Source organism: Paenibacillus sp. V4I7 (assembly GCF_030817275.1).
Lineage (GTDB): Bacteria > Bacillota > Bacilli > Paenibacillales > NBRC-103111 > Paenibacillus_E.
Genome location: NZ_JAUSZD010000002.1, coordinates 6168350 through 6181879 on the forward strand (window position 1 = coordinate 6168350; position 13530 = coordinate 6181879).

Genomic DNA, 13530 nt, shown 5'->3' on the forward strand with positions numbered 1-13530 from the left:
CCTAATCAATATTTACCAACACCCCATGATCCACCTCTTCTTGGATCGGCAGCACCCCATACTTGACCAGCAGCATGAGTAGTCTTCAGTCCATGAACCCCGCCATAAAACAAGGCATCAGGATTATGTACAACCTCATAATCAAGCCTGATCAGCTTTTCTTCAACTTCTGCTTGTAGCTTGTATTCCGTTTGAACTACCTTTTCGTCTATAAAAAAACGGGGGGCAGCGACTGCTTCCTCTATACCTTTATCCCGCTTCACCATATTCTCCAGAATGATGGACATCGTCATTGGGATTCGTTTACCTCCAGCTGAACCGATTACTATGCTCTGTTGGTGGTTTCGCAGAATTGTTGGACAAGCGAAGCTTTGCGGCCTTTTTCCAGGTTCACATGCATTGGGTGAATCCACATTACTAGAAAAATTGCGCAGCTGGTTATTTAAGAAAAACCCGCCCGCAGCTATACCAGGCCCAAAGAAGCCGCCGATTGTATTGGTTGTGGATACAAGCATGCCATCACGATCGACGATAGCAAAGTGCGTCGTATTGCCTACATCCCCCATTGTTACTGCTGCCTCAGACGATTGATCCAATCTGATGCTTTCAACTAGTGGATTCATATATTCTCGACTAATCAGTCGTCGGCTTGGAAAATCGTAGAAATCTGGATCTCCCAATGTCGTACTTCTCAGTGCATAGCATTTACTCATAATTTCTCCCCACAAGTGGACATGAGGCACTGATCCTTGCGGAAAAGTATGTAGACCCAGTGCTTCGCTCATCTTCAACGCCTGAATCAAGCTAACTCCGCCGAATGGAGGAGGACATGTGATCAAATCGTAATTATCATATTCACTATAAAGAGGTTGCTTGAAAGAAATCTTATAATTCTGAAAGTCGCTTTCCTTCATTCCGTCAACGATCGATGAAATCTCGCGCGCCAATTCTCCTTGGTAGAACCAATCTGAACCATGCTCCTGAATAGCTCGCAGGGTCTGGGCTAACAGAGGCTGCTTTAATGGTTCACCTGGCTGAACCGCGGCTGTTCCTTCCGGGAAGAACTCTGGAAAGTTTTCCGGCTGGACATGCTGTACCTTCATCAATTGGCGATGCAACGCTTCTCCGACAGGAATTCCTTCCTCCGCGGCTTTAATAGCCGGATCAAGCAAGGTCCGTAAATCTATGCTGCCGAATCGCTCATGCACCCCTTGCATACCTTTGACGAATCCCGGGACGCCAACCTCCTCCATAGAGACAATCCCTGACATCGGAGCCACTTCACGATAATCACATACCACTGGTTCTTGTCCGGACTCAGGAAATATGAGCATAACCCCGCCCCCGCCAATTCCGGAAGCATAGGGCTCGACAACTCCGAGCATATAAGAAACCGCAATGGCTGCATCTACCGCATTACCACCTGATTTCAAAACGGATAAGCCTGCTTCCACAGCTAAAGGATGTGCCGCACTAACACCGTATTGACGCTCACCCATGAATTTGCACCTCCTGCTTGCTCGTCAGTGGATAATGACAAGCAACCAAACGATCCACTCCACTTGAAGCAAGTGGCGGCGCTTCAGCTCTACAAAGGTCCTGCACATAGGGACAGCGTGTATGAAACGCACACCCGGAGGGCAGATTGATTGGATTCGGGGTTTCCCCTTCCAAGGCCTTTCTTTTGATTCCACGATGTTCCGGATCAGAGATCGGTATGGATGCCAATAAGCCTTCGGTGTAGGGATGATCTGGCGCATGAAGCAAATCCTCCTTATTCCCAATTTCGACTATTCTTCCAAGATACATCACAGCAATACGATCACTGATATAAGCGACAGCCGGTAATCCATGCGCAATAAACACATAGGTTAAGCCATAGCGCTTTTGCAGAACAGATAGAAGATTGAGAATTTGCGATTGTATAGATACATCTAGTGCAGATACGGGCTCGTCACATACGATCAACTTAGGCTTCAGCGCTATGGCACGACCTATCCCCACCCTTTGCCGCTGACCTCCGCTGAATTGATGAGGAAATCTATTGGCATAATCTGGTGATAAGCCTACAGCTTCCAAAATATTATGCACTTGTTCCTTCAGTTCCTTACCTCTGGCAATTCCATGAGTGAGCAGGGGCTCTGCGATGATATCAAAAATCTTCATACGTGGATTGAGGGACGAAAATGGATCCTGAAAAATCATTTGAATGTCTTTACGCTTTCGCCGCAGCGTCTCACGTGACAACTTACTAAAGTCAACACCGTCAAATTCAACAGTTCCGTAAGAAGGCTCCGTTAAATACATCATCATGTTGCCCAAGGTAGATTTGCCACATCCGGATTCTCCCACTATACCTAGGGTTTCCCCCTCAAACACAGTAAGATCAACCTGGTCCACCGCTTTGAGAATTTGTTTTTTCTTATTAAATATCCCGTGACTGATGTCGAATTGCTTGCTTAATTGCTGAATTTGCAAGATCACCTTTCGTCCTTCCGTTGTTTTCATGGCAGCACCTCTTCTCTTGTTCAGCTTATTGGAATCCGTTCTCATAAAGTAAACACCGCACCTGATGGCCTGACTCTAATTCCCTCAATTGAGGTTCGTTTTGGTTGCATTTATCCGTAGCGTAGGAGCAGCGCGGATGGAAGCGGCAGCCTACTGGCATATTCAAGGGATGGGGTACAGAGCCTTCAATGGAATCCAAAGTCTCTTCATTATTATGCAATTTGGGGGTACTCTTGAGCAGTCCCTGGGTATAGGGATGCTTGGGGGCTTTAAATAAGGTATATACGTCACATTGTTCGACAATTTGACCTGCATACATGACCGCGACCCTATCTGCCATTTCAGCAATAACTCCCAAATCGTGAGTGATCAAAAGAATAGAACTGCCTTCATCACGGATAATTTCTTTCATAATCTTCAAAATTTGCGCTTGAATTGAAACGTCCAAGGCGGTGGTTGGCTCATCTGCGATTAAAATCTTAGGTTTGCAAGCAATCGCCATGGCAATCATAGCCCTTTGTCTCATTCCTCCGCTAAGTTCGTGAGGGTATGAATCGTATGCGCTTTCAGGTCTTGAAATTTTGACCTTTTTAAGCAGCTCCAGAGTTTGCCGTTTGGCATCTGCCTTATGCAATTGATTATGGTTCATCAGTACTTCCTGAATTTGATGCCCGATTCGAAAGACCGGATTCAATGCGGTCAGCGGCTCTTGAAAAATCATACTGATTTCCTTACCTCTAATCTTCCTCATTTCGCTTTCCTTCAGCTGCAGTAAATCCCGACCCAGAAATCTGACCTCACCTCCCACGATCCTGCCCGGGGATTCGATTAATCCTATAATCGATAAAGAGGTAACACTTTTCCCTGATCCTGACTCCCCCACGATTCCAAGCGTTTCTCCCTCCAGCAAGCTGAAGGTAACACCGTCAACGGACTTTACAGCACCATTCCCTGTAAAGAAATGTGTTTGTAATCCTGTAACTTGCAAAGTCGGCTGGTTCAATTTTTCTCCCCCTCATTACAGTCTCAATTCTTATACATCTCCAGAACGGGGGTCGAGAATATCCCTCAACCAATCCCCCACAAAAATAATTCCCAGGGTTGTAATGGTTATCGCCAAACCAGGAAACGTCGCCAGTCCCCAATTCGTCGCCAAATAATCCCGTCCAGTGCTGAGCATCCCTCCCCAAGAGATTGCCGGTGGTTGAATACCTAATCCCAAGAAACTCAAGGAAGCCTCAGCAATTATGGTCGTAGCCATACTCAACGTAGCGATTACACTAAAAGATGAAAATACATTGGGCAACAAATGTTTGACTATGATGCGCCAATCGCGGACACCAATCGATTTGGCTGCTCTTACAAATTCTCTCTCCTTCAGACTGAGAATTTCACTTCGAATTACCCGTGCATAAACTACCCAATTCGTTATCCCCAGCACAACAATTAACGTCATTAACCCCGGACCTGTCAGCTTCAAGATGACCAACGTAAAAAGAATACTTGGAATAGCCAGAAACGAATCGACAAGACGCATAAAAAAGTTATCGAGCCATCCACCGTAATAACCCGAAAGGAGACCAATGGTCATCCCAATCACACCTGCAACAACAACTGAAAATAAACCAACAATGACGGAAACCTGAGAGCCGTAGATAATTCTGCTTAAAAGATCTCTGCCCAAGTTATCGGTACCTAGTATGTATTGCGCACTACCGCCTTCCATCCAAAAAGGCGGAGCCAGCATATCGGCAATGTGCTGTTCTCCCGGATCGTAGGGTGCTATCCAAGGAGCAAATATGGCTGTCAGTGTAACAATAGTTAAAACAATGCACCCTATTGTCCCTGTTTTGCTTTTAAGCAGCAGTTTCCCCCACTTGGAGATTCGAGACTTTTCGTTATCTATTTGGTTTTCTTGCAAGGCTTCACTTACTAGGACCGTTTGCGTACTCGTCATCATCCATCTACTCTCCTATCTATATTTAATACGCGGATCGAGCCATCCTACCACAATATCCGTTATCAGATTCATGACTATAACCATAACGGCAATAACACATATTGCGGCTTGTACGACAGACATATCCCTTGCATTGATGGATTGAACAAGAAGCTGACCTAATCCCGGCCAAGCAAAAATCGATTCGGTAACAAGAGCCCCCCCGACCAAACCACCCGTCTGCAGCATAATAATCGTAACGACAGGAATCAATGCGTTTCTCAAAGCATGCTTATAGATCACAATCGAGTGTTTCAAGCCCTTGCTTTTTGCTGTCCTAACATAATCCTGATTCAAGGACTCCAGCATACTGGAACGTGTTAAACGAGCAATATATGCGGCAACGGATGTGCCGAGTGTAATAGCTGGCAGGACAAGATGTGCAAGTGTACCGCTTCCGGAAACGGGAAACCATTGCAAATTGACGGCAAACAATAATACAAGCATAATTCCTACCCAAAAGTTGGGCATCGCTTTCCCCAAAACCGTTCCAGTTGTTACTATTAATTCAATAGCCGAATTTTTACGGGTTGCCGACCAAATACCTAGTGGTACAGCCATAGCTATGGCAATAATCATGGAGGCAGCAGCTAGCTGAGCAGTTGCAGGCAGCCTTTCCAGCACAAGCGGCAAAGCTGCTTGGTTGTACCTGAAGGAATTTCCAAAATCACCATGCAGTATATTCCATAAATAGGTGCCAAATTGAACATAGAAGGGTTCATCCAGGTTTAACGCTGTCCTAAGCGCATCTCTATCTTCTTGAGTTGCATCCTCAGGAAGCATAAGTACAATAGGATCACCCGATATGTACATCAAGATAAACACAATAGAAATAATAATAAATAATACAGGTATCATCTGAATCAAACGTCTAATCGCATAGTGCTTCATGGATTCACTTCCTTAAGTTACGCAAAATGGGCACGCAGTTGTCCATTATTAAAAGAAAGGAGCTATACACGGCTCCTTCCCCTTTAGGGCTTAATTAAATTGATAATCAGCGTTTCGTAATGTCATAAGCTTTGAACATTTCATCCAATCGCGGTTTAAAGTCTACCAATTTGTTAACACCATAAGTGTTGTGTTCTAAATAGAGGTAAATACGCATCCGCTCTTGGGCTTCGATCTCTTGAGCTCGTAGATATTGCTTAGTACGATCTTCTGTATTCATGTTGTTCTCTGCCTGTTTAAGCAAGTTAAGAAGTTCCTGATTTACGTACCCCAGATTTTCCATTTTTCTACTCGATGTGAGATGCTCGCCTATCATAATATGTGCATCAAAGAATGAGTTTGCAAACCATACCATATGCAAATCACCGATCTTGTTCGCATTTCTCATTTCCAAATAACTGTTCCATTCCATTAATTCCAATTTCACTTTGATTCCTACGTTGGCCAACATACCAACAACCATTTCAGCAACTTCTTTGTCCCTTGCATAGCGACCATTAGAAGATTGCATGGTTAGCTCCAAGCCTTTTTCGTAACCGGCTTCTTTCAATAACTCTTTAGCCCGATTAATATCATACAAAGCAACATTATATAGTTTATCATTAGCTCCAAAGTTTCCAGGTGTTATACGAGTTCGAACTGGCGTAGCTCCATCTCCCAGTAACTTATTAATGATCAGCTTCTTATCGATGGCTAATTCTATGGCTTCTCTTACCCGAGTGTCCGCAGTAGGAGTGCCGGAGGTAGCCTTCGGCACTATCATTGCTACACGGTTGGATACCGCAGAAGCTAATTCCGTTTTGTTGTTTCCTTTAATACGTTCCCATTCGTTGCTAGTAACTCCAGGAATGATATCTACACCACCTGTTAGCAGCTCTCCAACCCTTGTCGTACTCTCAGGAAGGATACGAAACACCAACTTGCTCCAATCCTTAGCAGGTCCTTCGAAATAGGACTCAAAAGGCTGCATAGTAACGTGACTTCCTCGTTTCCATTCGACAAATTTATAGGGTCCCGAACCAATTGGATGTTCGTTAAAATAGTCCATACCCTTTTCTTCGATATATTTCTTTGGATAAATAGCAGCGCTGGTTCGAGCAAGCACTCCTAATAATAAAGGATCTGGCTTTGGCGTGATAATTTGGAATCTATGTGAATCTATTATTTTAACTTCTTTAATCGACTTGTAAGCACTACTTTCGTTCAGCGTTTTATCAGTAGCCGCTCTCTCTAATGAAAATTTAACATCCTCGGCCGTTAATTCTTGATCGTTGTGGAATTTCACCCCTTTTTTCAGGATAAACTCCCATGTTGTTTCGTTTAAACTTATGTATTTCTCTACTAAATCTTGAACAATTTCTCCCTTCGTATTACGCTTAAACAAAGTGCTATATAGGTTATTAATCGCCATCCATGTGACATGGTCGTTATGTGCATATAAATCCATCGTCTTGATTTCTGTCGGTAACGCGAAGGTAAGCGTACGCTGTTCGTCCTTTACATCGGTTGGAACTTCCTTTTTACTGCAACCCGCTATTAGAATTGAAATTGTAAGCAAACAAATTACTGCTGATTTCATAATACGCATAGTATTACCCCCTTTTTATTTTAAAAAATAATCGGAAAATCAGCTTAACAATTGGTCACCTTATCGTCGACAGGCTTCAATGAATGCGTTAAATAGTCTTAACGAATATACATCATTTTTTTGCGCCAAATTTTCGGGATGCCACTGTACGCCTAGAACAAAATGATGTTGTTTGCTTTCATACGCCTCTACGATACCATCACTGGATAATGCTGTGACATCAAATCCCTCTGGAACGCTCCGAACCGCTTGATGATGGAAACTGTTTACTTTGAAGCGGGTGGACTGAACAATGTCATGAATTAAAGAGCTTTCCTTTACATCTACATAGTGGGTGGGATGTGATCTAGGTGCTTTTTGAGTATGCTGCAAGAGGGGCTTGCCATATTGTACATGAATGTCTTGATACAATTTACCGCCAGCAGCAACGTTGATCATCTGACACCCTCGGCAAATTCCTAGAATGGGCTTATTTCTTGTCAACAGCTTGGTTATGAGCCTTATTTCGAAGTAATCCCTTTCCGGACAAACCTCACCGAGATTAGGATGAGGTTCCTCATCATAAAGAGTCGGATCAGCATCGTTACCGCCAGTCACCAATAAACCATCAATTGAATCGGCCAAACGATCGATCATAGATTCATCCGATAAATTCGGTAATACAATGGGTACACCTCCTCCTTTCACAATCGCGTGTATATTGCTTATGCCTGTTGTGAGTAATTTCTCTTCTCTGATGTTAGAGGTAATACCGATAATTGGTTTCAAATCGTACACTCCTTTTGCTCATTCATTGAATTGCTTGAAAATTTTTACTATTTTACTATTCTACCATGAAGCATTTCAAGGCAGTAAATACAAGATTCTTATATAATTATAATCAGAAGTTATATATACAAGCACTTTTATTAGTTAATTTTACATATATCCAGATAAGCAACAAATAAGAGACTCTCCTTCAATTAAAATACTTTCAGGAAAGCCTCTATTTTTGCTACTCAATTCTATTATGGATTTTGAACCATTGCACTTCCTCCACCTCTTCGGGAAGGTTCGGAAACAGCCTGCACTTCGCCGTTTGGAAAGAACTCTATTGCATTAACTGCTCCAATACCCTCTACTCCCGAAGTAACAAATAATTGCTGCCCACGAGCCAGTAATTGCTGGTATTCCACCGCATTTTGAAATTCAGCCTCAATAAGCGTATTTCCAAAAAAGCTATGGTTGCGCTGGGATAAACGAGGAGCCGCAACCGCCTGGGGAAGAGTCATCCCAAAATCAAGGCGATTCAATAATACCTGTACGACCGAGGTTATAATTGTCTCTCCTCCAGGTGAACCCAAAGCCATCACCGGAATCCCATCTTTCATAACAATAGTGGGTGACATACTGCTTAAGGCGCGCATTCCAGGACGTGGCCCATTAGGAGCTCCGACTGGAGAATTGGAAGGTACACGCGTGGCCAAATCGTTATTCAGAAGAAACCCATACCCTGGTACAACTATTCCATTGCCGCCAATGGAGTTAATGGTGCTTGTATAAGAAACGATATTTCCATCACTGTCAGATACGCTCAAGTGAATAGTAGATCCTTGATTCTTGAATACATCTAGGTCGAATACCTGCATATCATCCACTTGGAAGCTTCCCCCAGTCACCCCAGTACCTCCAGTTAGCTCGACTGCGCTGAGCAGGAATTTCCCAGGTGCAACAACATCACTATTCGTGCGCTGATGCAGCCAACCAACGGGCTCTACTTCCCCATCCTTCCAAATTTTAAGCCTAATTACATTGCCTTCGACACTGAAACGCAGCCACTGCCAATCTGTAGTTCGAGGATGGTTGATTTCAGTGAGAGCAAAGGCTCCGTTGCTTTGTCTTGTTCGAAGAATCCTCACCTTGTCAGAATTGGTCTTTATCTCCACACCATAACCGTTATGAGGAGCACTCGTGCTGTTCCATCCATCAGCTCTCAACCAAAACCGCAAATTACGATCGTTTGTAAGCTCATTCATTTTGAACTTAACTAACAATTCGGAGTCTGAGAGAGTATTCATCGACGATTCGGCCCTTGCGTAAGCAAATTGGGTTTTATCCAGATAAATCCTTCCTGTTTCACTCTGCACGTCGATCTGTGCCCCTACCCCTGGGTTACTTGCTCCTGTACCCAATTGGGTTGTGTATAATCCTGTGGAATCCCATGAGGAGCCGTTCGCTACACCGTTAAAGTTCGATGAGAATGCTAGTGGATGCAGATCAGTTACATGAATATCGTCTACGTTGAAGCTGCCACCTAAACTTCCGTTTGATAATGCAATAGCGCTCAGCAGCAATTTACCTGTACCAGTAACTTGACTATCTTGCATGGAATATTTCCAGTCTTCCCTAGGTTCATTCACGCCATTATTCCAAATACGCACTTGGAGTTGATTGTCTTCCACACGGAAACGCAGCCACTGCCAATCCGTGATGCGAGTATGTGCAAATGTTGCAATTGTTGTTATTTGGCCGCCTGCTGCTGCTCTTATGAGCTTTACGCTGTCCGTATTTGTATTTAATTCTACACCATAGCCGTTATTCGGAACGGTAGTGCTATTCCATGAATCAGCCCTCAACCAAAACCGTAAGCTGCGGTTTCCGGTTAGTTCATTCATCTTGAACTTAACAAGCAGTTCACTGTCGCTAATGGGTGCCATCACCGATTGGGCTCGCACATAAGCGTTTTTGCTTCCTGAAATTTGCATGTTACCCGTTTCGTTTTGAACATGAATCGCGACGGTTCCATTTCCACCCTTTGCGGTTATAAACTTCCCCGTGGAATCCCAGGTAGAACCATTCGCTATACCGGCAAAATTGTAGGAAAATGTATGCTTACCAGCAGCCGGTATCGGATTAGTCGGAAGGTTAGGGTTCGCATCGTACGGCCAAGGATCTCCTGCTTCCACCAAGCGTTGGGTACCGATATCTCCAATATTTTGTCTGACTCTTTCCGCATAGTTTTTGGACAACAATCCTGTAACAGGCATAGTCCCCGTATACGTCGCAGGATCACCTAAATAAGCTTTGCGGTCGGCAAAGGCATAACGCGATGCTTCTATAAAGTAATGCAGAGCCGCATCACGGGGAATTGTCCCCATATTGTACCCTTCAAGAATATTGAGAGTTTGCCCAACGGTAGTCCCACCGGATGAAGAAGGAGGAGGAGCATAAATATCATAACCCCTATAATTCACCTTGACGGGTGCATATTCAAGAACATTGTAATTTTGAAAATCGCTTAAGGTCAGGTCACCTGGGATGACTTGGTAAGGGGGATTAGCTACGACTGGCGGATTATACACCGCATCCACCACAGCTTGCCCAATCTCTCCGTTGTAGAATTTACTACTTCCATGCTGTGCTATGAGACGGTAAGTGTTAGCCAAATCCGGATTTTGCATGAGTGTTCCAACTGGCGGCACGCTCCCATCCGGATTTAAGTACAAATCAATTGTCGATTGATAGGCGCGAAAGCGAGGCGCATTCTCGGTTATCTCACGGATGAAATTATCATCTGCGTAGAAGCCATTTTCCGCCACCTGGATAGCTGGCTGCAGAAGTTCGCTCAAGGTTTTTCCTGTTCCATGCTCTTGCAGTGCCTTTTCCCAAGCTTTAACCACACCTGGAACCCCGGCGCTCGGGCCGCTACTATCACGGATATCTTCCGCATACTCTATGCCATTCGTGTCTAGAAATGAGTGAGCGCCAAAACTGCTTCCTGCCGTAGTACGATGATCAAGGACGACGAATTTGTTTTGATCTTTTAAGTAGATGTGCATGTATCCGCCGCCGCCAATGCCTCCAGAAAATGGTCTTACCACACCATGAACGGCTGCCGCAGCAATGGCAGCCTCTACTGCATTACCGCCCGAATTAAGAATATCCATGGCAGCCTGCGAGGCAAGAGGGTGCTCTGTAGCTGCAGCCCCCCCAGTCCCCGTAGCAACCGGACTTTGTTGATACCAAGGGAGACGATCTGCGAATATAGCTGTGGGAGTCGACAACACCAGGATGGTTGTTAACGTGGCACAAATCAGTGACCTTACATGTTTTCTAACCATACATCAACCTACCTCTCACAAATATAATTTCTTGTATTTCCTTCCTCGTTCTTATGTAAGAACCATGATGTAAGAAATTCAGAAAATGTGACGAGCTTGGCCTTGCGCTCCCATTCTATTCACGACAGGAATTCTGGAAAGAAGCGTTCTTGCAAGATCGGAGCGTTATTGAACCGTCATTAATTGATCCACCTCCCTTCATAGATTGAATATCCGGGATTAGAGATTATGTATATTTCTTGGCAATCCAAGATCAGCCATCGTCAATAGCCCTACTTGATTGGACTGGTTAACAAGCTTGGCACAATTGATAGCTATGGCCGACGTTGCAGTATCACCAAAAATTCCGTCTGGGATCAACAGTCGGTGTATGGCATCCCCTTCAACAATGATTTCATCCGCTTGCTGGACTCCAACTGACATAACCAAATCAAGAATGATTTCCTTACCATCCTTTGTTTTTGCTGTTGAAACTTGGTGCAGTCCGCTCACTTGGCCTACCTTCAAAGAAGTTAATGCTAAGTCCACATTTTCTGAGGAAACCGTTGGCTCGATTTGGTTATTGACCTCGCCTACTTCCCAATTCAAGCCATAAGCAATCAGGCGTAAGGATTCTTCCAAACCAACATGGCCGATTTTATTATCTCTCGCTAACCCTTCAAACTCCTCTTTGGTCATGCCAATCCCAACCTTTTTTTGAAGAGGAATCCTCCGTTTGGAAACATCCACTTTCCTAGACACCGTTACTTTGGATATAGATTTGGTTACTGCCGTTAAACAAAGCACCATCGTATCCATGATAAACCCAGGATTTACACCAGTTCCGATCACGATTTGCCCTTTTTGCTTGGAATACTCGTTTATTTCTTTGGCCAATTCCGGGTAACGGTGAAAGGGATAAGATAATTCCTCACAAGTAGATACTACTGAAAAGCCGTGGTCCAAAAGCTCTCTAATCTGAGGCCATACTTTAACAAGATTTGATCCAGTTGCATGAATAGCAACCTTTTTGCCCTTGTTGCTTGGAAGACTATTTATATTAGAGACGACATAACTATCACTTCCTTCTGCTTCAGCTAATGCACCGATGTTCTTACCGATTTTATCAGGATCAACATCAACAGCTCCGATCACGAGAACATCGGGAGAGTGATAACCCATTTTCAAAATTTCCATTCCTATTGGACCAAGTCCAAATTGCACCATATTTAATTTCATTGCGATACTCCTCCTTGTTGGTTGTCTTTGCATGTGAATCGTATCAAAATATTAGAATAGTCGGAAATACCTATTTCTTATATATTTATAATAATCGATTATAAATAACGCCTGTTGTTAAGGTAAAATTATATCAAAGAAATGAGAAAAGAGAGTCTTTAAAAAAGACTCTCTTAAGAGAAGTTATCTATCCGTATGCTAGATTCTTGTTTATATCGAATTTATCAGTTTTTATCAGAGATTATTTGCTAAGCATGCTGGCCTTGATAATATTCAGGGTATGCTGTGTGGTAAGAGGCACATAATTGCTGTCTCTCCAAATGACCGAAATCGAACTGTTCAGTAATATTTCCTTCAAATTTAATGATTTAACTCTATTAGATTTCAGTAAATTGACCATGTCGCTTGGCATTAAGGTGACCCCAAGATCATCAGCAATGAGATTTTCAATCGTTAGGATCTCTGATCCTACACAAAGAGTTTTGGGCTGAAAGCCTGCAGTGAGACAAGCCTTTTCCAGTAGAAAATGAAGGGATGGTGCTTGTTCTTTATCATAATGAAAAAAGGGGTCATTTCTAAGCTCATACAGATCTATCGACTCATTTTGTGCAGAAGGGTGATTTAATGAAACAACGGCCTGCATGGGGTATTTTGTAAACTCAATAAGATTTAGCCCTTGATCCGTAATCGCTTTTTTGTCGATTGGTGTACGAATAAATGCAATGTGACTACTTTGCTGCTTAACATCTTCAATAGCTTTAGTAGAAGATGTCTCTTGAACATAAATTTCAACTTCCGGCAATTCTGAATGCAGTGTTTTAAATAGCTTGGGCAGCCAGGTGCTCGCAGCGGAAGGGACCGTTGATATGCGGATTATCGTTTGGGGAATAATTTTTCTATTGGAAATTTCATTCACAATAAATTCGATATTTTCAAATGAAGGGGAAAGCTTCTTATAAAGATACTCTCCTTCTTCAGTTAAGGTTACTTTTTTCGTGGTGCGGTTGAATAATTTCAACCCAATTTCTTTTTCTAGTGTAGATATTTGCTGACTAAGTCCAGGCTGAGAGATATGCAGCTCTTGGGAAGCCAAGCTGAAATTTAAGCTTTTGGCCACTTTCAAGAAGTAACGCAGACCTAATAAGTTCATAATGCATCACCTGTTT

At 43.4% G+C, this 13530-nt stretch carries 10 protein-coding genes; all 10 read right to left on the minus strand.

Going from position 1 to position 13530, the window contains the following annotated elements:
- Positions 1-5 precede the first annotated feature (5 nt).
- The 10 genes from QFZ80_RS28850 to QFZ80_RS28895 all read right to left on the minus strand — a co-directional run bounded on the left by QFZ80_RS28850 (position 6) and on the right by QFZ80_RS28895 (position 13514).
- On the minus strand, positions 6-1499 hold the full coding sequence (locus QFZ80_RS28850; protein ID WP_307552359.1) for a gamma-glutamyltransferase family protein: 1494 nt from the start codon (positions 1497-1499) through the stop codon (positions 6-8).
- Positions 1492-2508, minus strand: coding sequence for an ABC transporter ATP-binding protein (locus tag QFZ80_RS28855; RefSeq protein ID WP_307552358.1), 1017 nt, complete (start codon positions 2506-2508; stop codon positions 1492-1494). Before QFZ80_RS28855 ends, QFZ80_RS28850 begins: the two co-directional genes overlap by 8 nt.
- 25 nt (positions 2509-2533) lie before the next feature.
- Positions 2534-3511, minus strand: coding sequence for an ABC transporter ATP-binding protein (locus QFZ80_RS28860; protein ID WP_307562227.1), 978 nt, complete (start codon positions 3509-3511; stop codon positions 2534-2536).
- A gap of 30 nt (positions 3512-3541) precedes the next feature.
- Positions 3542-4468, minus strand: coding sequence for an ABC transporter permease (locus tag QFZ80_RS28865; RefSeq protein WP_373460192.1), 927 nt, complete (start codon positions 4466-4468; stop codon positions 3542-3544).
- Positions 4469-4480: 12 nt separating this feature from the next.
- On the minus strand, positions 4481-5398 hold the full coding sequence (locus QFZ80_RS28870) for an ABC transporter permease (protein WP_307552354.1): 918 nt from the start codon (positions 5396-5398) through the stop codon (positions 4481-4483).
- 106 nt (positions 5399-5504) lie between these two features.
- On the minus strand, positions 5505-7046 hold the full coding sequence (locus QFZ80_RS28875) for an ABC transporter substrate-binding protein (protein WP_307552353.1): 1542 nt from the start codon (positions 7044-7046) through the stop codon (positions 5505-5507).
- A 60-nt stretch (positions 7047-7106) separates the two neighbouring features.
- Complete coding sequence (locus QFZ80_RS28880; protein WP_307552352.1) at positions 7107-7823, minus strand: gamma-glutamyl-gamma-aminobutyrate hydrolase family protein; 717 nt, start codon at positions 7821-7823, stop codon at positions 7107-7109.
- 230 nt (positions 7824-8053) lie between these two features.
- A complete protein-coding gene (locus tag QFZ80_RS28885; protein ID WP_307562229.1) occupies positions 8054-11146 on the minus strand; it encodes a gamma-glutamyltransferase in 3093 nt (1030 codons plus the stop codon).
- Positions 11147-11365: 219 nt separating this feature from the next.
- Positions 11366-12364, minus strand: coding sequence for an NAD(P)H-dependent amine dehydrogenase family protein (locus tag QFZ80_RS28890; RefSeq protein ID WP_307552349.1), 999 nt, complete (start codon positions 12362-12364; stop codon positions 11366-11368).
- 241 nt (positions 12365-12605) lie between these two features.
- Positions 12606-13514 carry a LysR family transcriptional regulator gene (locus QFZ80_RS28895; RefSeq protein ID WP_307552347.1) on the minus strand — a complete coding sequence of 303 codons (909 nt, stop codon included), beginning with the start codon at positions 13512-13514 and terminating at the stop codon, positions 12606-12608.
- Positions 13515-13530 lie beyond the last annotated feature (16 nt).

What these genes read in the sequence shown, in the direction of transcription:
- QFZ80_RS28850 (WP_307552359.1), bottom strand. Translation starts at nt 1,499, where the DNA reads ATGGGTGAGCGTCAATACGGTGTTAGTGCGGCACATCCTTTAGCTGTG.
- QFZ80_RS28875 (WP_307552353.1), bottom strand. Translation starts at nt 7,046, where the DNA reads ATGCGTATTATGAAATCAGCAGTAATTTGTTTGCTTACAATTTCAATT.
- QFZ80_RS28895 (WP_307552347.1), bottom strand. Translation starts at nt 13,514, where the DNA reads ATGAACTTATTAGGTCTGCGTTACTTCTTGAAAGTGGCCAAAAGCTTA.
- QFZ80_RS28870 (WP_307552354.1), bottom strand. Translation starts at nt 5,398, where the DNA reads ATGAAGCACTATGCGATTAGACGTTTGATTCAGATGATACCTGTATTA.
- QFZ80_RS28855 (WP_307552358.1), bottom strand. Translation starts at nt 2,508, where the DNA reads ATGAAAACAACGGAAGGACGAAAGGTGATCTTGCAAATTCAGCAATTA.
- QFZ80_RS28865 (WP_373460192.1), bottom strand. Translation starts at nt 4,468, where the DNA reads ATGATGACGAGTACGCAAACGGTCCTAGTAAGTGAAGCCTTGCAAGAA.
- QFZ80_RS28885 (WP_307562229.1), bottom strand. Translation starts at nt 11,146, where the DNA reads ATGGTTAGAAAACATGTAAGGTCACTGATTTGTGCCACGTTAACAACC.
- QFZ80_RS28890 (WP_307552349.1), bottom strand. Translation starts at nt 12,364, where the DNA reads ATGAAATTAAATATGGTGCAATTTGGACTTGGTCCAATAGGAATGGAA.